Consider the following 19233-nt stretch of genomic DNA (forward strand, 5'->3'; position numbering starts at 1 on the left):
ATATACACAATCAAAAATACTTGTGATTATTCAATCTTAATCAAACGAGGACTGAAATAGGAATAATCTTTAAAAAAATAATTATACCAATACCAAAATCGGCCCTCTTGGTGATAGTTGTCAATTTTGTAGCGATATTTGGTAAAGGCATCTCCTGTAACTTCAAAAGCAAACATTTGTTTTTTTACTTTTTCTGAGTGATATATGTTTTTTAAGTCGTTCAAAGAATAGTTGTATCCACGTCGTTTCCAGAAACCATTGGGCATCCATTCCCCTTTCCCATATGCTCTATAGAAACACAAGGCTACTGAATAGATATGTACGTGTCGGGGAGCCTTGTACCCATCTTCCAAAAGAGAGACAAAGCCGGATTCGGGAGACTCTATCGCCTGAAGAGAAGAAACAAGCATCTCCTTGAACAGGAGGGCGGCAGCCTTATGGGAGTATCCTTGATATAACAGGATGATAAAAGCGGTTAAAATAAAAGCCGCAACTCCATGAAAAGTTTTGGTCGCATGTCGTTTGAGAAGCTCTTCCGCAGAGATGGCAAAAAGAATAGCGAAGGGGACACAGGTTAATATGGCGTGACGGCCGCCGAAACTGCCGAATTGGAAGAAACGAAGAGGTCGTCCCACATAAACGTAGGCAAATATGGAAAAGAAAAATAATGTTATGAACGAAAGCAGAAAACGAACGATACGATTTGCATCATCGGAGCTTGAGGTCTGTCTTTTCCAGATCATCCAGCCTCCCAAAATGACCACACTTGCGGCTATGTAGCCAATTCCGGCGACAATGACGGAGTGAACGTCGAGAAGATTATAGTCATGAGTCTCGCCGTGAACCTCCACAAAAGAAGTGATGAGGAGATAATATACGGTCAGTGCGATGCTGTAGAGGAATCCATTTCGTGTAAGCCTACCGACGTTCTGTCTGGTGACGGTCATAATATATTCGACAGCTAAAATACCTATGGCAAACGAAAATAATGAATAGTAATTCAGTGAAAAAACAAACAGAATAAACGAGATAAGAGGACGTTTGTACCGAAGGTTGACTGCCCACATAAAAGTCCAAATAAACATGACGCTGATGGACATGCAGCTCGCCATGGTGACGTGCCACAATGGGAATGTCAGCACAATAAGTGCACCAAACCATGCGGCTACTTTGGACAATTCAAACTGTTTTTGTAGGTAAACGAAGGTCTCGTGAGCTAGGCCAACGATTGAACACGCCGTGATGATTGAAAAAAAGACTCTGGGGAATATACCCGTGAGTTGAAAGACCTTGCCTAAGACAAAGTATAAAGCGTAGGCGGTATACCATCCATGAGTTAATATTTCTTTCAAATATACGGTGTCCTGCGTGTAAAAATACATGGCAACCGTATCATTGTCCCACATTGAATGCGTGACAAGTAGGATGGGAACAAGGACAAGAACCGCAATTAAAATGGTAATTTGTTTGTAAATTGTCTGCATGTACTTCTCTTAGCTACTTTTCATTTAGATTTTGTGAGCTACCGTCAACATGTTCCCAACGGGAAAAGAAAGTTGTACATTTTCACATCTGACGGCTTTGAGCACTGAGAGTATCATGTCTTTAATTGACCGCGGCAGGGGAAGCAGACGAAGCCAATACCGAATTGGGTATCGATTGACTATCGGCTGAATACTAATGTTGGTAAAGCCGCATCGATTCATGGCGTAGGCCATAGTTTTCGGGCAGAATATTTGAAGATGCTCGATGTCGATGATAGGCGATCTCAGGCCGAGTATCCTATTGAGGGCTCCCTGATAATTATGTGTGGTAACAGCAACCATTCCACCTGGCTGTAACAGGTCATAAGCCTCTTCCAATATTGTCAGAGGTGATGTTACATGCTCCAGCGTGGCAAACGAGCAAAACAGGGAGAGCGGTTGCTCCGGGAGCATTTCAGGCGAGAACATACCCTCGACCAAATTGTCGCGTATTTCCTCCGGCGCGGTTTTGATAGCTTCCTTAGAAGGTTCAACTCCCACAACGTGTTTAAAGCCCATTGATTTCAGATGTGGCAACAAAGCGCCGTTTCCTGCTCCGACATCAACGGCCATTTTTTTGTGTGGCAGTTCTTCAACAAAAGGTTTTAATTCTACGGCATAACTTTCGGCGGCGCAGTAAGCCTCCATGGTGCTATCGTAACCCGCTTCATTGTACGCTTGTTCCAAAAAACTTCTTTCTGGTGGGCTAGGAGCGTAAACACAATCACAACAATCGCATTTAACCATCTTGAGCCGCATAAATTCTGGTGACTTACGAGAAGAGTAACTGTATTTGTTAAGTTTATTTTCATCAATTTTCTGTGTGGCAAACACGGTGCTAATTCTGTTTCCACAGATTGGACATGCCCGATAGGAGAAGGATTGTGATGTGCTCATAGGAATATATATTTTGTTTGTCATTAAACATGTTTGACGTGATACCGCATACATTAGTGCCGCATATAGAAAAGCAAAAAAAAGTTTTTTGGAAAATTAAAGTGTTACGGCTTAGCAAATGAGAGTATAGAAACAGCAATCACTATAAGCACATAGGCAAACATCATTGGTTTTGTAATGGTTTCGTCAAACAACCAAACTCCGACCCCCCCTGAAATGGCCAAACTCAATGCATTCATAGGAATGAGTCGAGAAAATTCAATTTTGCTGGCTGCTACAATCCAACCAACAAAGGCGAGCATCAGAAGGAAACCACCCAAGTACAAACGACTATCTTTAAATATGGACACAGGGGTCTCCATAGAAATAGCCGCAAGTTTGAGAAAAGCTTGAGCCATTGAAGCAAGAAAAATGCTGCCGAAAGCAACAATGAGATATTTCAACTTGTTCTCCTATTGTTGCTTAAGCACATCAATAATTTTGGTCATACTGTCTTCTTCGGCATACAAATCACCTGCATATATAATACTTTCTCTGATATAATGAGGGCGCTGTTTGGATTCTTCGAGTATCTTCCCGATGTAATCGCCCAAGACACTCAAGGAAACGAGCTGGACTGATCCAAGTATCAATACCAGCATGATGACCGTCATGAACCCTTTGGATTCTGGTGGGTTCACCATATAGTTAATAAAATAGTATATGCCCAAGAAGATTGAGACGCAAAACATACCGACTCCCATAGCCTGGATGTAATGCAACGGTTTTTGGCTGAACGAGAAAATTGCTTTTTTGGCCCACCAGATATTCTTGAAAAAGCTGTTTGTTGTTTCGCCAAACATCCGTTCGGGACGAACATACGGGATACCAGTTTGTTTGAATCCAACCCATGCTCTTATGCCGCGCAGAAACAGATCCTTTTCACCCATACGAAGAATTTCTTTGACGACCTTTTTATCGATGAGGGAAAAATCACCCGCATCCACGGGAATGGAAATGTCGGCCAAGCTCTTAAAAATACGATAAAACGATTTGTACGCCAACTGCATGTATGGTGGAGCTTCTCGTTTAACCCGCTCTCCATATACCACGTCATACCCTTCAAGCCATTTATGATAGAATTGAGCAATCATCTCAGGAGGGTCTTGCAGGTCGCCGTCAAGCAAAACCACGGCATCCCCTGATGCGATCCCCATTCCACTGAGAAAAGCGGATTGCGAGCCAAAATTCCGAGAGTGACTGATCCCGATGACATGCGTATCCCGTGCGGAGATATCTGTAATCACGTCCTTATCATTTGCGGGACTGCAATCGTTGACGAATATAATTTCATAATCAACCCCCAGTTCAAGGAACATTTTCGACAGCCGCTTGTGCATAATCGGAATCGCCTGATTATCTTTGTAGCAGGCGATAATTGCGGATATCTTTTTGGCCTTTTGATATGGGGTTGCGAAATCCAACAAATCCATAGAGGCTCTTTCCCAACGGGCGGTTTCTGCTAGTCCATCTTCAAAGGACACACGGGAAGTCCACCCCATAACCTCCTGAGCTTTCCCAGGAGCGCCATACCAGTCGGGAAGGTCCCACTTTCGATTTTTGTGTTCACCAAAATGGCATTCTTCCTCAATGTCAAAAAGACGTTTTGAAGTTTCTGCGACATCTCTAATAGTCGTTTTGATTCCCGAGGCAATATTGAAAGACGCTCCAGGGGTCTCTATACACGCAGTGGATGCGGCCAAGACCATAGCGCGAGTGCAGTCATCGACGTAAACGAAATCCCGTGAGATATCTGGATTGACGAAAGGAGGCAGTTGCCCTTTCAGCCCTTTTGAAACCACTGCAGGAATCAGTCGATCCCTTTCTTCCCATGGTCCGAATATGGAATATAATCGAAGGTTACAACATGGAACACCACATGTACGTCCATAAAAATCAATAAGATAACTCGCGCCGGCCTTGGACACCGAATAATGACTGTTGGGAACCAATGGTGCGTCTTCCAGAGGGGCTGAGCAGTTTTCTCCATATTCAGAGGAACTACCGGAATGAACAAAGGCATCACATCCAGCATCCGCAAGGACTGACAGTAAGTGAAGCACCCCGAGATAGTTGGTGTTATGAATCTTTTCATAATCCTGTTGACGGGCGTATGCGCCGTAAGCCGACAGGTTGAAAACCGTGCGAGGCTTGAGTCTGTGGACTAATTGCTCCACGGAGTTTCTGTTCATGATGTCAAGAGAGAGTAATTTATCCCGTGATGCTTTTTGTAAACGCCAACTTCCCTGTGGCAGTCGAGAGCATCCGTAAACATCATCACGCAAAGCGGAAAGCTGATAAAACAGATTTGTGCCAATGAAACCGGAAACCCCGACGATAATAATCGGGCCTTTCAGTCCTTTTGCGGCGGCAATGTCTGTCTTGTCCCAGAACGAAAAGGGGGATTTTTGTTGTGGTGAAGTCATGTCTGTCAATGGAATTCCCTAATTGTTGCAAGCAGACAAGGTTTTCTTGACAATGTCTTTTGTGGTCATTTTATTGATATCTTTCAACATGGCATAGTCAGCACAGACCTTTTTGGGAGTACCCGTGCTGCCTGCCCGTATCAATTTGCATCCAAGTCTATTCTCAGCAATGCCTTCTGCCACAAGTGAACCAAGGCCCCCATTGATAGAATGGTCCTCAAGCACGACACATGTTTTGATGCCGTTGAGTGCTTCAACCAAGGCTTTCTCGGGGGAAGGGCTTAAACTGTATGCACCATACACCGCAGCGTTTATCCCCTGTTCACGAAGAGCGTCAGCCGCTTCAATGGCCTCATTGCAACAACGCCCCAAGCCGATAATGGCAACGTTTTCACCTTTTCGGACACAATGCAATTCACCAGGAATCACCGAAATTTCGTTTTCATTAGGGAGATCGATTTGATCCTTGCTGATTCGGTAGTAAATCGGGCCGTCTGTTTTCCATGTGTTGGCAAGGAGCTTTTGTGCGTGGTTATTACTAAGGGGACAATATATGGATACTCCCTGCAATGCGCGCATGAGGGCTATATCTTCCAACCCATGATGCGTCGGACCAGCGTGACCATAATCGAATCCACCGCCAACACCTATAATCCGGACAGGCAGTTGATGCAGAGCCGCGCCGTTTCGAATAAATTCAAATGAGCGCATGGTCACAAAAGTCGTCATGGAATAAACAAATGGAATAAGACCGGAGGCTGTCATCCCTGCCGCTATGCCGAGCATGTTTTGTTCGGCAGCACCTACATTAAAATATCTATCAGGGAACTTATCGGAAAACTTTTCAAGAACGGTATATCCCAAATCAGCGGTCAGCAAAACAATCCGTTCATCAAGCGCCGCCTGTTCCACCAAAGCGTCTATGAAATCATTTCTCATCGACATGTGGACACCTCATTTATGGCAATTTCATATTTTTCATCATCCATGGACCAATAATGCCATTTGACTTGTTTTTCCATGTAGGAAACGCCCTTCCCGCATTCGGTGTGACACACGATGACAGTAGGCTTTTCAGAAGTTCCTGCATCCTTGATGGCTTGACAAATGGTGACAACATCATGGCCGTCAACTTCAATGACGTTCCAATTGAAAGCGCACAATTTGTCGGCAAAAGGCTCAAGGGTTAAAATGTCATCTGTAAAACCAAATGCCTGTTGTTTATTGTAATCGATGAGCGCACAGAGGTTGCCTAACGAATGATGACCGGCGGCAAGCAGGGCTTCCCATGTTGATCCTTCGTTGCATTCAGCGTCACTGAGTAGTGCGTATGTACGCCGAGGGTTATTAACGACCCTGTCTCCCAAAGCCATGCCAACGGCAAAAGACAAACCCTGCCCCAAGGAGCCGGTAGAGAATGGTATCTCGTTTATCGCGTGACTCGGATGGACACCAAGGCAACTTCCGTTGACGCAGTAACCGTTCAAGTCCTCTTTGGTGAGGAGGCCTTGGGTGTGAAGTGTCGCATACAGGGCTAGGGCTGCGTGCCCCTTGGAAAGAACCAGACGATCAGCACCTGTTTCGGTTTTGAAATTACGGGTATCAAAAAGTGATGCCAGCATATCGACGATGGAAAGGGCTGACCCAATGTGTCCCACGCCAGCTTTTTTGGCGTGTTCCAAAACGAGTAGTCGTATACTTTGAGCTAGTTGAGCTGTCATTATGATATGTCACCCTACATTATATTGTGTAATGAATGTTTTTGACATGTGTAGTTTGATTTATGCCAAATAGCAATATGCCAATTATGATAAACCATATGGTTAAAATGAATACTGAATGGCTAAGATTGATAAAGCCGTGTTTAGCCTTTTTTGACAGCTGTGACACTATAGCCCAAGCAGTCATCCCGAGAACCAATCGGTTTACGAAAGCCGATTTGGCCAATTACCAAGCAAAGCCCTGCGATAGGAGCTAACAGGCACCCACAAAATTTTTCGGGCCATGATCCAAGCAAAAGACGGTAAAAAACGGATACGACTTTATATCCGGCAACGGTTATATCATCGCCGCGTTCTTTGATTTCTATATTTTCAAAGCCGGCTTCTTCTAAAAGAAGCCGGAGGCTTGTTGGCGTAAAGCGCCAGTAATCATAAGGGATGTAGTGATACCTGGCTTGAAAAGGGACAGAAAAAAAGAGGTTCCCTCCATCGACCAGAACTTTATGGCACTGTCGTAAGAATTCATGTGGATCTTGAATGTGTTCCAATACTTCGGTATGAAAAAGGCTTTCAAAATAATTGGGAGGGAAAGGAAACTTATTACCGTCATAATATGTGACTTCTTCGACTTCATATCCAAAGGCTTTGGACGCACCGCTCCAATCGAGTCCCTGATACTTGCATCCGTCAGGGAGATACTGGCGATATGGCGCACCCCCGCAACCGACTTCCAAAACGCTTCCCGCTCGGTTGGCAAGCCACGGAGTCAAGGTTTTCATCAATGAAGCCATTTGCAGGTCAAAGAGGGGCCGAAGTCTAAAACGCAATCTGCCCCAAAAAGAATTTCCCGGTGTGTTGGGAGGAGTTTTAAATGACTCGGCCATTGTTCTATCCACGTCTACTTATAGTTTATAAAATATCAAAATAAAATCAAACCAAAATGTTTGCACACAAGGCCAAAAATTTCAACCGGACCGAGCAGCCTAGCAATTTGAATGTGAAAAATAAATGAGATCACATCTTCATAAATTGTTTCGTATATTATATTAGCAGCTTATACAAAAATTAGTCCCCTTGGAATATGGAGACATCACCACAATAAGAATTTACCTTAAGTGTATTGTTATCAGAACAGGCAAAATCATATCGTGGCTGTAATTTGTAAACCCCTGATGCGCAGATGATAATGAGAGCTAGTGCAAAAAACATCTGTATAAGTTGCGTTTTAAAACGAGCAATGGAGATTGCGTAAGGGACAACACAGAAAAGAAGAGCTACTGGAGCATGTAGGTAAAAAATAAACCATAAACTCTTAATCCTGTATATCGGTGGATGACTTGCTATCATCGCGAGAGTTATAAGGATTGGAAAAAGAATCAAGGTAATTAAAATCGAACTGTCTTGAATTGTACATTTTTTTGAAGAAAAATATTTGATGATTGAAAAAACAAAAACAAGCACAAATATAAGACCCGAAAACCCAACAACAACGTAATTTGCAAACAATATTTCGATTGCGTGAAATAGGTTGTCAAAAGAAAGCCGAAAAGCGTGATACAGTTGATGAGGATGCGATTTTGTTTGCAACCCCCCCGGCGTAAAATGTTCAAAAAGAATCTTACCCCAAATAAAATAGTAACTGAAAAACAAAATGTTTGCTATCCCAAAAGTTCCGGCGGCCAGGTTGAATTTTTTTTCTTTTTTGCTAATAAAAAACGCAGTTGCACTTAAGAGAAAAACAATAGCGGTTACTTGCTCGTCGATGGTTGCCAAGATGAAAAGGACAATGGCAATAGCCGTAGATTTGATGAAGGTATCACGCGTTGTTGTCTGAGATATCATGCGCAAAAAAAGACTTAGGCAAACCAAACAAGATGCTGTTGCCAAGAATTTTCCACCTCGCAAAACCATGAAGGAAGTATTTATATATATATCGTAATATAATAAACTTGCTCCGCCTAAAAGGCCAATTCCCCATTGATTGTTGGGGTCAAGGCTTTTCCAAAACCACACATATGCTGCGACGGTAGCCCCAATTGAGAATGCATAGCTTGGCAGTTTTATCCCGATCAGGTTGGCCTCTTGGTACAGCCTGAATGCAAGGTTGGTATCAAGGTACTGAATAAAAAAAGAGAGAGCTCGAGGCCTATAAAAACCGCTTTCCCCTAAATTCTGATTAAAAACATATTGGATGCAATTTGAAAACAAATCTTCACCGGATTTCAGCAGATAAAGAAGTGATCGCTCGGGAAACTCTGTATGAACCCAGGCGGGATGGAAAACCCAAAAACAAAAAAAATAGACGACGAAAAAGATGCCGAGTGCAAAAAAAATGAGGTTGAGAATCGTAGAATTATTTTCAATCCACAAATCGATTGCCTTCAGTTGACGACAACCTACATTAATGAGGGGAAGCATTTGTCTACTCCAAATGTCATTTGATAATTTATATTAACGGATGATAAAATGTCAGAACAATGCACTCAAAAAACGAAACAAGCTCGACGAATGAATCACTAAGCATATTCTTATAGTAAAATATAAAAAAGTATGCCGACTGTTTCTCCATTTAATAATTATTATAAATGTACATTTATCTTTCCATGTCCCAAAAGTCCATTGTAAAGATGTAGATGTTTGGATAGGCAGAGGTGAGAGGTGGTTGAACTACGCCTTACCCTATTTTTAGACCACGGAGTACCAAATTTTAAGTGGAACCCACATTCCCGTTGTTCCGTCCTTTTGTGCAGCTGTCGTGGAGCGTAGCCCGTCCCTGAAAGGGCAGCCCATAGGGCTGAGGGCGAAGCGGAGCGATAGCTGCAAGCTGTGTTAATGTAGCATCTGACTAGCAAAGAATACTTCGGCTGGCGTCTTCTTGTCCAGCGACGAATGTCCACGCTCCTCATTGTAATACCTAAAAAGTACCGGTCAAGGTTCGTGTATAGCTCTGAACCATCGGCATGTGCCTTCGGATAAATCTCCTCATATTTCAATGTCCACCACAGCTTTTCGATGAACACGTTGTCCAAGGCACGGCCGCGACCACCCATATTAATTGCAACGTCTTTGGCGAGCAAAACATTTGTGAAATCATTGCTGATAAATTGCGATCCTTGATCAGTATTGAAGATCTCAGGCGTCCCACAATCCAAAGCCGAGACACAAAACCAGCAGTCCATTGAATTGGATAATTCCCAAGCCAACACATAGCGGCTGTGCCAGTCAATTACCGCGGCCAAGTACATGAATCCTTAGTTCATCGGGATATATGTAATGTCTGCATTCCAGACCTGATTGACCCGATCATTTTCGACACTTCGCAGCAAATACGGATAGATATTATGACTTTTTGCTGGCTTACTCGTGCGTGGCCCCGGAGTTATGGCCTGCAAACCCATTTGTCGCATGAGCCTGGCAACTCGCTTGTGATTTACTTCATACCCCAGTCCTCGCAACCAATCCGTCATGCGCGGCGAACCATATTCAAAAAATCGCATGTACTTTTCATCAATCAGGCGTGTTAACGTCAGGTTCTCTTCCGATTCCGGCTTCGCTTCGTAGTAATAGCCAGCTTTGGCGTAATATAGTGATATGGGACAAGCCGACAGCCCGCCCCAGCAAGGGAGAATTCAAGAAACAATGCGAGTTCGTCCTCGTCGGCAGCAAAGGCAAACTGGCCCCGGCAACCGACCGATGCCTCCCCGGCGTCTTTCGTCATTCCATTGTCGCCGGAGTTAAACGGGTACACCTCACCGAAAAGCCGGTCCCGCTCCTCCGCGACCTGCTCCAGATCACCCCGGAAGGCGGCACCATCCTCGACACCTTCGCAGGCTCCGCCACCACGGCCCAAGCCTGCCTAGAAACTGGCCGTCACTTCATAGGCATGGAACTCTCCAACACCTACTTCGAAATAGCCTGCACCCGCCTCCAAAACCTAGCAGGCTGGACCATCTAACCCTCAACCCCAAACCACACCCACAGCACCCACCGTGCCAAACAAAAAAATGGGCCACCCAAATTTCTCAACTTAAGTGGCCCATTTTCTCAACTTAGGTGTCAGCTTACATCGGAAGCGGCGGACACATAGCGAACACAAAACCACTTTTCAGCCCAAAACAAAGAAAAAAAGGATCCCAAGTATACACTTGAAATCCTTATTTTTCTTGTGGTGGAGCTGGAGGGAATCGAACCTACGACCTCTTGAATGCCATTCAAGAATTCTTGTGAAAAAACGACAACGTTAACTATTAAAGAACAAAGAGCTTTCGCCCATTTATTCCGATTTGTGCAGCATGTGCACGGTGTGCAGGTGGTGCCTGATTTAACGGAGTTATGCATGGTGTCGCTGTGGATTGGGACACAAAAAGGACATCAAAGGTTCAGTGCCTGGCACAAGTATTTCGTGATCAAACCCAATGAGGATTAACTCACTATGTTGATATTCCAACCAACACAGCCAGCAATACTTATACCTCAACAAGAAAAATATAGTCCCCACAACAGAGGCTACAGGAATCATATACCCCGAATTCGTCATCTTGTTACTGAAATGCAGCAAGGTCAAATCGACGTCACGACATCTGCGCAATCAAAAGCTTAAAACTACAATTGCCTATCACACAAGTCTCGAGACCTAGCGTTGTTATGTCTATAAACGGACTTCGACTCTTTATGAAGAAGACATATGATTGAGTATCTTTGTTAACAGTTCTTTCAAATGTTCTTCCTCTGAGCCAGACAACGCTCCAAAAACGCGGTCATTGCTCTTATCCGCCTCTTCTCTTAAAAGAGGAAACAAATTCTGACCTTCCTCTGTCAACCCGAGTCGGTTGACTCTTCTGTCTGTGGCATCAGGCATACGCTTGACGAGACCTTTGTCCTCCAGCCTGTCGATCAACCGTGTCACGGCGGTCGCATCCAAACCCAACATTTTTGCTACGTCCGCCGCAGTCTCAACGTCTTTCCCATTCATTGCGGCCATAACGTTCCATTGGGATCGAGTAACGCCAAAAACTTTCAAACCACGATCAAAACCAAGCTGCATTGATGCTGTAACCCGTGACAGCAAGTACCCTGTACGTTGTGAAAGTTTTTTACTTTTACCTGTGCTGCTCATCAAAAACTCCTTTCAGGCTCTACTTTTGGACACCGCCAAGAACAATTCACACCGAGACAGCCTAGACAATGATCGTCACGCCACTAATGTCAAGAAAGAATTTTCTCCAAATTAAAATTTGTAGCCAAAATTTAAACGCTCATCTCATCATTTGCCGAACCAACATTTGGGATACGTGCAAACATGGCATGACATGCATATTCCTCCATCACCAAATGCTGCAAGGTCTGACCTAGTCACACTGAGTCCAGCCAGCATTCTGGGCAAAAGAATATCCATGCTTGTGCGACCGTGGAAAAGGGCACAAGCCGGGACACCAAGCGTTTGAACGCCATTTAATTCACCTACCAAAGTCATTGCACCCGGCAGGATGGGAGCGCCATACAGGACATTGTCCAAACCCGCATCCATCAATCCAAGGCGTGTTACATCATCGGGATCGACAGACAGTCCAGCAGTGGTAATGACAAGATCACATCCTTCTTTCACCAACTCACAAGCTGAAGCGGCTATCGTGTTCCTATCGTCCGGGCTGACGACGACCTTCTTCACCGTACTACCCAACGCGGTAAGTTTGGCGGTAATAATACCCTCAAACAGGTCTTGAATCAGCCCGTTAAAAACTTCATTACCCGTAATGAGCACTCCGACTTTGGCTTTACGCAGTGGATGCACATTGACGACAGGTTTTTCCAACAATCCTTGCGCCCTTTCGAAATCTGCACGGGGCAAATACAATGGAATAGCTCGTGTGCCAGCAACAGCCGTATCTTTTTTGACAAGGGACTGACCTTTCCGAGTAGCAGCCATCACGCCGGGTATATGGTTGAAAGCATCCAGACAATCCTTATCGATGGTCAACAAACCTGCGCAGGAAGAATACAGCTCCAATTTACCTTCCCTCGGTTCTCCCTTAACCACAACATTCTTACCGCAAAGAGCATGAGCAAAACCGTAGGCACAATCGTTTTCATGCACCCATTCGTCACTCACCTCGCCCTCTGTGACATATACATTATTCTTACCTATACGCTGGAGGACGCACAAATCGCCAACATTAAAGGTGTGTCCCTTGAGAAAAACAGGACCTTTGCTTTTCCCTGGCTCGATCTGCGTCATATCGTGGAGGGCGGTTTTGCCAACTGCGCCCTCTATAGCCTTGGTTTTAATGTTTTCAGGTAAAACAGGTGTAGCAGCTTTTATGACACCCACGTAGGGACTGTCCCCCTGACACCCTCTGCAAATCGAACCATGATCCACCGGGTAAGGTTCACCACAAACACGGCAATCACCAATGATTCCTTTGCTGCGCTTGTGCAGAATCCTGCCCTCCACAGAAACCTCTTCGACTTTACAGACGGAAGCTCCTGCATGCGCAATCTGTGCCTGCAACAACGGCGTGTCCTGTTCCTGTTTGGGCTTGAGCTTGTACAGCCATGTACGAAATTCACCATAGGGTTCAATAAGCTGCGGGCTGATGCTGACACGGACACCTTCACCGGAATACTTGCCGTAAAGTGTCACTGCGTAACGACCGAGATTGACTACCTTGAGCCACCCGTTACCAATGGTGCACGGGGTCAACATCTGTGCAGCGTCCGGTAGACACCAAGGCGTTTCAACCAGAACCTCATATAAAGAGCCCTCTGGCATATATTCTTTGGCGCACTCAACCATGTATCCGCCAAACATAAGGCCGGGTGCCGGATAATTATGGAACAAGATGGCCATGTCCTTGAATTCCTCATACGTATATTTACCAATAGGCTTTTTGATGCCCATCAAAAAATCCTTTGTCGTATTAAAGCTCATCAAAAAATTCCTGAAATCAATATGTTATAAACCAGCCCGGTTGCGAAAAGATGAGATCCCCCGCAGCAAGCCGCGAGGGATCTCTGTCAGCCGGAGACAGTCATGTCAGACCTTTCTGGACATTGTTAATATTACTTTTATTATTTACGATTCTTTTTCGAGAACCAAAATCTTTTCTGCAAAGAAGTAAAATGTAAAAAATACGCCACACCCCAAAAGCATAATCAGCCACTCTCCAGAGGCAGGCACATAGGCTTGAAAATCGGCCATACGATTAATCCCGGAACCGATAAAATCATCCCCACCAACGGGCACCTGACCCGCTATGATAAAATCATATTTGGTGAAAAAGAATCCTACAATATAAATAAAACCTGCAAGACCAAGCATCTTCATGCTTTGCGCTTTGGTTATTAAGACGAGGAAAAGAGGCAGGACAATGGCAAGAAGGATTTCTCCACCCCAGAAGTTCGTGCTCAGTGAGCCGGACAGTAACTCCCTGATTGCAGCATATCCACCGTCGGCAGCCGGAGTATAAACCGTTGCCAGAATTTTCCAAAGATAGAGAAAAATCATCACGCCGATACCGGTCGCCATGAGTTTCCCGAGTGAAGACATTGTCTTTGAAAGAGACGAGGGGACTCGACCCCAATAGACCAGATTATGAACAAACAGAAGCATTGCCGCACCAGCCGTGATGCCTGAAACGACGAAGAAGGTAGAAAAATAACTCCCATGAAAGAAAGGACGTGCGGTATTTGATCCAAAGACAAATCCCAAAGTTGCGGCAGCTAACACGCCAAAAATCATAGCGCAAAAGCCGACGACCGCACTGTTACGATGATCTTTTTCCGTCGGATTGGGTTTCAGGACCAGATACAATTCAAAAGCAAGAATCAATAGTTCTATAGAGTACAGAACTCCCATCCACGTAATCGGTGCAGAAAAATTGGGAGAAACAAGCATGTACCAAGCCAATCTGAGCGGATGCCCGAGTTCCATGCCGATCTGTGTAAATCCAGCGAGCAGGACAGCAAATGCCATCACCACAATTCTTCTGTTGATCTTAAGATACGCACTATTCCCAAAGGCATGTCCTATCCCACCGATAAAAGCCAAACCACTCGCCGTAAGGACAAAAAACGCATATGAGGCGATCAGAAGGCCCCAGGGAACCTCCGGGCTCAAATTAAACATGGTGTCATGTCCATTTATCAATGTCATAATCGCCGCAACAGCGCCGACAATAAGTGCCACCACCCCAAACAGGGCATAGGGCATGACTTTCACATCTTTGTTCCAAGTTATGACTGATGATAAAGATCGATCACTGCTATCATTGCTCATATCAAAAAAACTCCTCTATTTTACAATCGCATACCGTAAATAGATAGCGAATCTCAGTGTATTTCTGCTTTCACGGAAAATTACGAAAATTTTCCGGCATTCTCCCCTCTCCCCTCACTCATTTGTCAAAAGTGAGGGGAAAGGTTCGAACCTCTCCCGCTTTAAGCGGAAGGGAGAAGGTTTTTTCTCCTACCTCGCCAAGTAATATACAGAAGGCTTTGTTCCCTTATGGGAAAGCAACGTTCTGCCGCTCTTTTTGACAAGGATTTTGCTCACCTCACTTCCGGGATCGTCCAGGTCTCCGAAAATACGCGCTTGGGCGGGACATGTTCCCACACAAGCCGGAAGCAGATCTTCCTTCAGACGATCAGCACAGAAGTCACACTTCGAGACCACTCCTCTTGAAAACTCAGTATGTTGTACTTCTTCAAGTTCTGTGACCTCTTTGCCGGGGAAATAGGACTTTGGCTCCCCTCCCATGAATTTTCTTGCATCATACGCACAGGCTACCATGCATGACTTACAGCCGATGCACTTATCCTGATTGACATGAACAATCCCATTTTCATCTTTATAGGATGCGCCAGTCGGACACGCTTTCACACACGGCGCATCCTCACAATGCATACACAAAATCGGCGTGGGCACGACTCGGGCATTGGGGTATTCACCTTTTTCTTCCACGAGAACCTGGCTCCAGAATATATCTTTAGGCGTTCCATTGTGACTCTTGCAGGCGACTGTGCATGCGTTGCAGCCTATGCAGCGTGCAAGATCGATTATCATTCCATATCGCATTTATCTTACTCCTTCCTATGCCTTGGTTATCCTAATCAACGGACTGATTTCTATGGCACCGGTCACTGGATCAATTGTTTTCCAATTAATCGGGATCAACCTGTTCCATGACAACGGGGACGTATGATTCACGGGGTTCATTGAAAACGCCTTTCGGGAATGGCCACCCTCAACACCTGCAGCTTCGGGATGAATGATCTCCGAAGTCTTCACAGGAACGGGGCCGACTTTCACGCCGTACTGGTTTTCCACATACACCATGTCTCCATCATTGAAGCCCTTGCGACGAGCGGTTCTGGGATTCAAGACCAACTTCCCGTAAAACGGGCTTTTGCAAGCGACCTCCTGAAGAAGGGGATTTCCTGTGCTGTTATTAACATCATGAAGGAATTGCGGATTTCTCCACCCGACCAGATTCATATCAAAACCGTCCTTCCCGTGCGGGAATTCCGGTCCTTCGACCCAATGAGGAATCGGCTGATATATATTACGGATGGTCTCATTCCCAACAGGGTGTTCAGTACCAGCCTTTTTGCACATCTCAATCATCTCTTCTCCGGTTTTTTTCAGGAAGATATGATAGATAGGAAGACGGACCTGATTATCCGGTGCGTAGTAATACTGGTAGATTTTTTCTTTCGGAATGGGGGGAAGAGCAATCTGACCAACTTCGGCAGCCTTATCAAAGTTCCATTCAGCCCCATACTTGCCACTGATCCAGGCATCCCAGACATCTTTAAGATTGGTTGTCGTCGGGGATACTCCCTTTATCTTGTTCATTTTCGACATGATAATATTGGTCTTGGGGAGAATATTAAGCCGCTTTGCAAGCTGAATCAGGATGTCATCCGCTGCACGACCATCATACAAAGGCTTGACCAACGCCTTACGGGCACCCATGGGGCCTTGCTTATATTGCTGCTTGGAAGGACGTTCAAATACCCTTTCATAACAGAAATCCGTCTCAAAATGGTTCGCCTCAGGGAAAACGATATCCGCGAAATGGGTATGCTCGTCCATATTGATCGCTATGGCCGCGGCGAATTCAAACGATGCCAACCCCTCGGATATCTCTTCTTCGCTACCACCTTTGCTGAACAGGTTGCCGCCATAAAAGAAACCGACTTTCGGCTTATAATCCAACCAATGGCCTTCCAGATCTCTTGCAGAGTTTGTGAACATATAGCCCACATCATGCTGCATGGGGATGAGGTCTTTCATATCCAGCGTCTTGGGCGGGAATTTTACGTGGTGAGGAGGTCCCAGGTGAAAATGCACCGGATGCCCGTCCTCGTCCTTTTTGTAATGGTAATTGTTGAACCCCAGATTGCCGCCGGGGACATCAAAAGCACCCAGCAGGATATTGACAGTCATGACCGCATAGTATGCCAGATGTCCCGTCTGATGATTGGTAAGTCCTTTGTAAATACTCACACACACCGGTCTGTAGGGCATTGTGACCCCATTGACATCGATGGTGCTTCCGATGCGAGCCTCTTTGACCAACGTGGCTGCAAGTTCACGAACCTTGGCCGCAGGAATGGTTGTAATCTTTTCCTGCCATTCAGGCGTATAAGCCTTTGCCTTCTCCTTAATGAGCGCAAAGGATGGACGAGCAGTCATACCGTTTACCGTGTAGGAACCATCCAACGCGTAGTCTCCAATGGAGGCGTCATCAAATTCCTTGGCAGTTTGTGCGTCTGTATCCCAAACAAGAGGCTTGTTGCTTTGAGCATGACGCACGTAATCGCCGTAATCCCCAATAAGATACGTGGCATTAGTACGATTCTTGACAAACCACTCATCAAACACCTTGATTTCATGAAGAATGACGTGTTCAAGTGACAAAGCGAAAGCCAAACCACCCTGAGGACTGATAGGCACCCATTCACTGTTGCTGAACAAAGTGGAATTTCGAGCATCAACCTTGACTGTTCGCATTCCCTTATCAATGGAACACCTTACATCGGCCTGAACTTCTCCATCGGCACTCCCGACATTGGCGCCTCCTCTTCCAATCTCGATCCTGAATTTGCAATAATTCAGATCAGCCCCTTCCACAAAGGAACCATGCAGTATTTCAGAAGCTGAATGAACCGAGCAGAAACATCCCGGAGAATACATGACGTTTGGCGTTCCCACAGCTGCACTGAAAGGGCGCATATATAATGATGGATAGGCTCCGAAGCCTGACAGCATGACAAACTCACGGGGATCTTTTTCCATAACCGCCCCAATTTTCTTGGCAGTCGTAGTCAGGGCTTCTTCCCATGAGATCTCAACCCAGCCTGGATCTTCGTTAAGCCCCTTCTTCGGATTAGTCCGCTTCAAAGGCGTCTTGGCTCTCCAGGGGTCATAGAGGGTCATCACCTGCGCTTGCCCACGCCCACACATGTTCCCCTCATTGTAGAGACCGTCAGGATGCCCTTCAGAACTCATGAGAACACCATTTTTCACGGTATACTTGGACATGCATTTCTTATAGAGACAGCCATCACAAAACCCATTGATACTTTCAGTCTCTGCAGACTTACCCGCAGCAAGCACAGGGGACTGGAGCGGCAAGCCGCCGCCGAGAGCGGCAAGAGCCATAAGTCCTGCGGACCTCTTCAAAAAGCCCCTCCGGGACACGCCTTCTCTTTGATTTGCGTCTTTCTTACACATAATATTTACTACCCACTTTACTTTAATGAACACAGGTCGAGGACATGTCCTCTTCACCACGTGCCAGCATAGAAACGAAACCGGCCAGAGAAATCAGCAATCCCTGATAAAAACCCGAGTCCGAATATTTCTCCGCCTCTTTGCAAAAAAGCGGAAACCAGTTCTCCAAATGATTTGCAGCAAATCGACGACAAGACTCTCTGCATTCCTGTGCCTTGGTGAAATCTTTCTCTTTCAAGAAAGCGGCCTCCTGTTTCAGAAAAGAGTGCACAAAAGCCATCTCAACACCGACATAATCAGGCCGGTGCACACACATTGCATCCACCACCAAACCACTTGTCGAATATTCCTTTGTCAGTTCAAGAAATATCTTCAACTGTACTTCCTGATTGCCATCAGCAACATAAAAAGCTTCACAGGGAGGCAAGGGGCTATACCCGGGAGCAATCCCTCTAAAAATCCGGGTCCAACTAACAGCCAACTCTCTGGAAACTTCCAATACTGTTTTATCTTTTGTCGCTTCGACGTATTGAAACATCTGACAAATCCCTTCATCCAAAGGTCCCTTGCCGTTTGGCACTTCATGACGAGCTCGAAATTCGGCACCGTTTTTTCTCAACTGCTCGACAAATGCCTCTGTAGGTTTTTCGTTAAGAAGAACCGATAGGAACTCGCAGGTCTTTGCAGTCATATCGATATCTTCACTTCCAAAAGACCGATTCATGAATTCAAACCTCCACTTTTTTTCAAATTTCATGTGAGAGCTTTCTGCCTTGCCAATGTTCTCTATCGCCCTCTTCAAATGACACTTCGAGACAGGCTCAAATGGTGGCCCATTCTATTGTTGTCATAACGATGATAGTCACGACCATTATTGTCAAGCAAAAGGC

Annotated in this window: 17 protein-coding genes; 1 reads left to right on the forward strand and 16 read right to left on the reverse strand. The window is 45.3% G+C overall.

Annotation, left to right across the window (positions count from 1 at the left end):
- Positions 1-26 precede the first annotated feature (26 nt).
- The 10 genes from SYK_RS08080 to SYK_RS08120 all read right to left on the reverse strand — a co-directional run bounded on the left by SYK_RS08080 (position 27) and on the right by SYK_RS08120 (position 10103).
- Complete coding sequence (locus SYK_RS08080; protein ID WP_281763079.1) at positions 27-1484, reverse strand: hypothetical protein; 1458 nt, start codon at positions 1482-1484, stop codon at positions 27-29.
- A 24-nt stretch (positions 1485-1508) separates the two neighbouring features.
- Positions 1509-2420: a class I SAM-dependent methyltransferase gene (locus SYK_RS08085; protein ID WP_281763080.1), complete on the reverse strand. Its 912-nt coding sequence runs from the start codon at positions 2418-2420 to the stop codon at positions 1509-1511.
- A gap of 104 nt (positions 2421-2524) precedes the next feature.
- Entirely contained in the window at positions 2525-2863 is a 339-nt protein-coding gene (locus tag SYK_RS08090) for a hypothetical protein (RefSeq protein WP_281763081.1), read from the reverse strand.
- Between the two features lie 9 nt (positions 2864-2872).
- Positions 2873-4885, reverse strand: coding sequence for an NAD-dependent epimerase/dehydratase family protein (locus SYK_RS08095; protein WP_281763082.1), 2013 nt, complete (start codon positions 4883-4885; stop codon positions 2873-2875).
- An 18-nt stretch (positions 4886-4903) separates the two neighbouring features.
- The gene (locus SYK_RS08100; protein WP_281763083.1) at positions 4904-5830 is read right to left on the reverse strand and encodes a transketolase family protein; all 927 of its coding nucleotides are present in this window, start codon (positions 5828-5830) and stop codon (positions 4904-4906) included.
- Positions 5821-6606, reverse strand: a complete 786-nt coding sequence (locus tag SYK_RS08105) for a transketolase (protein WP_281763084.1) — start codon at positions 6604-6606, stop codon at positions 5821-5823. Before SYK_RS08105 ends, SYK_RS08100 begins: the two co-directional genes overlap by 10 nt.
- A gap of 143 nt (positions 6607-6749) precedes the next feature.
- Positions 6750-7490: a class I SAM-dependent methyltransferase gene (locus SYK_RS08110; protein ID WP_353618296.1), complete on the reverse strand. Its 741-nt coding sequence runs from the start codon at positions 7488-7490 to the stop codon at positions 6750-6752.
- Between the two features lie 181 nt (positions 7491-7671).
- On the reverse strand, positions 7672-9024 hold the full coding sequence (locus tag SYK_RS08115; protein WP_281763085.1) for a hypothetical protein: 1353 nt from the start codon (positions 9022-9024) through the stop codon (positions 7672-7674).
- A gap of 161 nt (positions 9025-9185) precedes the next feature.
- Positions 9186-9851 carry a DDE-type integrase/transposase/recombinase gene (locus tag SYK_RS17700; protein ID WP_353618297.1) on the reverse strand — a complete coding sequence of 222 codons (666 nt, stop codon included), beginning with the start codon at positions 9849-9851 and terminating at the stop codon, positions 9186-9188.
- 6 nt (positions 9852-9857) lie between these two features.
- A complete protein-coding gene (locus tag SYK_RS08120; protein ID WP_281763086.1) occupies positions 9858-10103 on the reverse strand; it encodes an IS3 family transposase in 246 nt (81 codons plus the stop codon).
- A 20-nt stretch (positions 10104-10123) separates the two neighbouring features.
- On the opposite strand from SYK_RS08120, the gene SYK_RS08125 reads away from it, so the two are divergent.
- On the forward strand, positions 10124-10561 hold the full coding sequence (locus tag SYK_RS08125) for a DNA-methyltransferase (protein WP_281763087.1): 438 nt from the start codon (positions 10124-10126) through the stop codon (positions 10559-10561).
- Positions 10562-11275: 714 nt separating this feature from the next.
- Here the strand turns inward: SYK_RS08125 and SYK_RS08130 are convergent.
- The 6 genes from SYK_RS08130 to SYK_RS08155 form a co-directional block, all read right to left on the reverse strand.
- Positions 11276-11722: a MarR family winged helix-turn-helix transcriptional regulator gene (locus SYK_RS08130; RefSeq protein ID WP_281763088.1), complete on the reverse strand. Its 447-nt coding sequence runs from the start codon at positions 11720-11722 to the stop codon at positions 11276-11278.
- Positions 11723-11869: 147 nt separating this feature from the next.
- Positions 11870-13504 carry an FmdE family protein gene (locus SYK_RS08135; protein WP_281763089.1) on the reverse strand — a complete coding sequence of 545 codons (1635 nt, stop codon included), beginning with the start codon at positions 13502-13504 and terminating at the stop codon, positions 11870-11872.
- Positions 13505-13678: 174 nt separating this feature from the next.
- Positions 13679-14881: an NrfD/PsrC family molybdoenzyme membrane anchor subunit gene (nrfD, locus tag SYK_RS08140; protein WP_281763090.1), complete on the reverse strand. Its 1203-nt coding sequence runs from the start codon at positions 14879-14881 to the stop codon at positions 13679-13681.
- A 189-nt stretch (positions 14882-15070) separates the two neighbouring features.
- Entirely contained in the window at positions 15071-15679 is a 609-nt protein-coding gene (locus SYK_RS08145) for a 4Fe-4S dicluster domain-containing protein (protein ID WP_281763091.1), read from the reverse strand.
- A gap of 15 nt (positions 15680-15694) precedes the next feature.
- Positions 15695-18343, reverse strand: coding sequence for a molybdopterin-dependent oxidoreductase (locus SYK_RS08150; RefSeq protein WP_281763092.1), 2649 nt, complete (start codon positions 18341-18343; stop codon positions 15695-15697).
- 22 nt (positions 18344-18365) lie between these two features.
- Entirely contained in the window at positions 18366-19067 is a 702-nt protein-coding gene (locus SYK_RS08155) for a TorD/DmsD family molecular chaperone (protein WP_281763093.1), read from the reverse strand.
- Between the last annotated feature and the right edge of the window lie 166 nt (positions 19068-19233).

The sequence above is a fragment of the Pseudodesulfovibrio nedwellii genome (genome assembly GCF_027923765.1).
Classification (GTDB): Bacteria; Desulfobacterota; Desulfovibrionia; order Desulfovibrionales; family Desulfovibrionaceae; genus Pseudodesulfovibrio; species Pseudodesulfovibrio nedwellii.

Bases quoted from the DNA above. Each gene is read 5' to 3' on its own strand.
- SYK_RS08130 (WP_281763088.1), bottom strand. From the start codon at position 11,722: ATGAGCAGCACAGGTAAAAGTAAAAAACTTTCACAACGTACAGGGTAC.
- SYK_RS08150 (WP_281763092.1), bottom strand. From the start codon at position 18,343: ATGTGTAAGAAAGACGCAAATCAAAGAGAAGGCGTGTCCCGGAGGGGC.
- SYK_RS17700 (WP_353618297.1), bottom strand. From the start codon at position 9,851: ATGTACTTGGCCGCGGTAATTGACTGGCACAGCCGCTATGTGTTGGCT.
- SYK_RS08155 (WP_281763093.1), bottom strand. From the start codon at position 19,067: ATGAATCGGTCTTTTGGAAGTGAAGATATCGATATGACTGCAAAGACC.
- SYK_RS08100 (WP_281763083.1), bottom strand. From the start codon at position 5,830: ATGTCGATGAGAAATGATTTCATAGACGCTTTGGTGGAACAGGCGGCG.
- nrfD (WP_281763090.1), bottom strand. From the start codon at position 14,881: ATGAGCAATGATAGCAGTGATCGATCTTTATCATCAGTCATAACTTGG.
- SYK_RS08085 (WP_281763080.1), bottom strand. From the start codon at position 2,420: ATGAGCACATCACAATCCTTCTCCTATCGGGCATGTCCAATCTGTGGA.
- SYK_RS08105 (WP_281763084.1), bottom strand. From the start codon at position 6,606: ATGACAGCTCAACTAGCTCAAAGTATACGACTACTCGTTTTGGAACAC.
- SYK_RS08110 (WP_353618296.1), bottom strand. From the start codon at position 7,490: ATGGCCGAGTCATTTAAAACTCCTCCCAACACACCGGGAAATTCTTTT.
- SYK_RS08080 (WP_281763079.1), bottom strand. From the start codon at position 1,484: ATGCAGACAATTTACAAACAAATTACCATTTTAATTGCGGTTCTTGTC.
- SYK_RS08115 (WP_281763085.1), bottom strand. From the start codon at position 9,024: ATGCTTCCCCTCATTAATGTAGGTTGTCGTCAACTGAAGGCAATCGAT.
- SYK_RS08095 (WP_281763082.1), bottom strand. From the start codon at position 4,885: ATGACTTCACCACAACAAAAATCCCCCTTTTCGTTCTGGGACAAGACA.
- SYK_RS08135 (WP_281763089.1), bottom strand. From the start codon at position 13,504: ATGGGCATCAAAAAGCCTATTGGTAAATATACGTATGAGGAATTCAAG.
- SYK_RS08145 (WP_281763091.1), bottom strand. From the start codon at position 15,679: ATGCGATATGGAATGATAATCGATCTTGCACGCTGCATAGGCTGCAAC.
- SYK_RS08120 (WP_281763086.1), bottom strand. From the start codon at position 10,103: ATGCGATTTTTTGAATATGGTTCGCCGCGCATGACGGATTGGTTGCGA.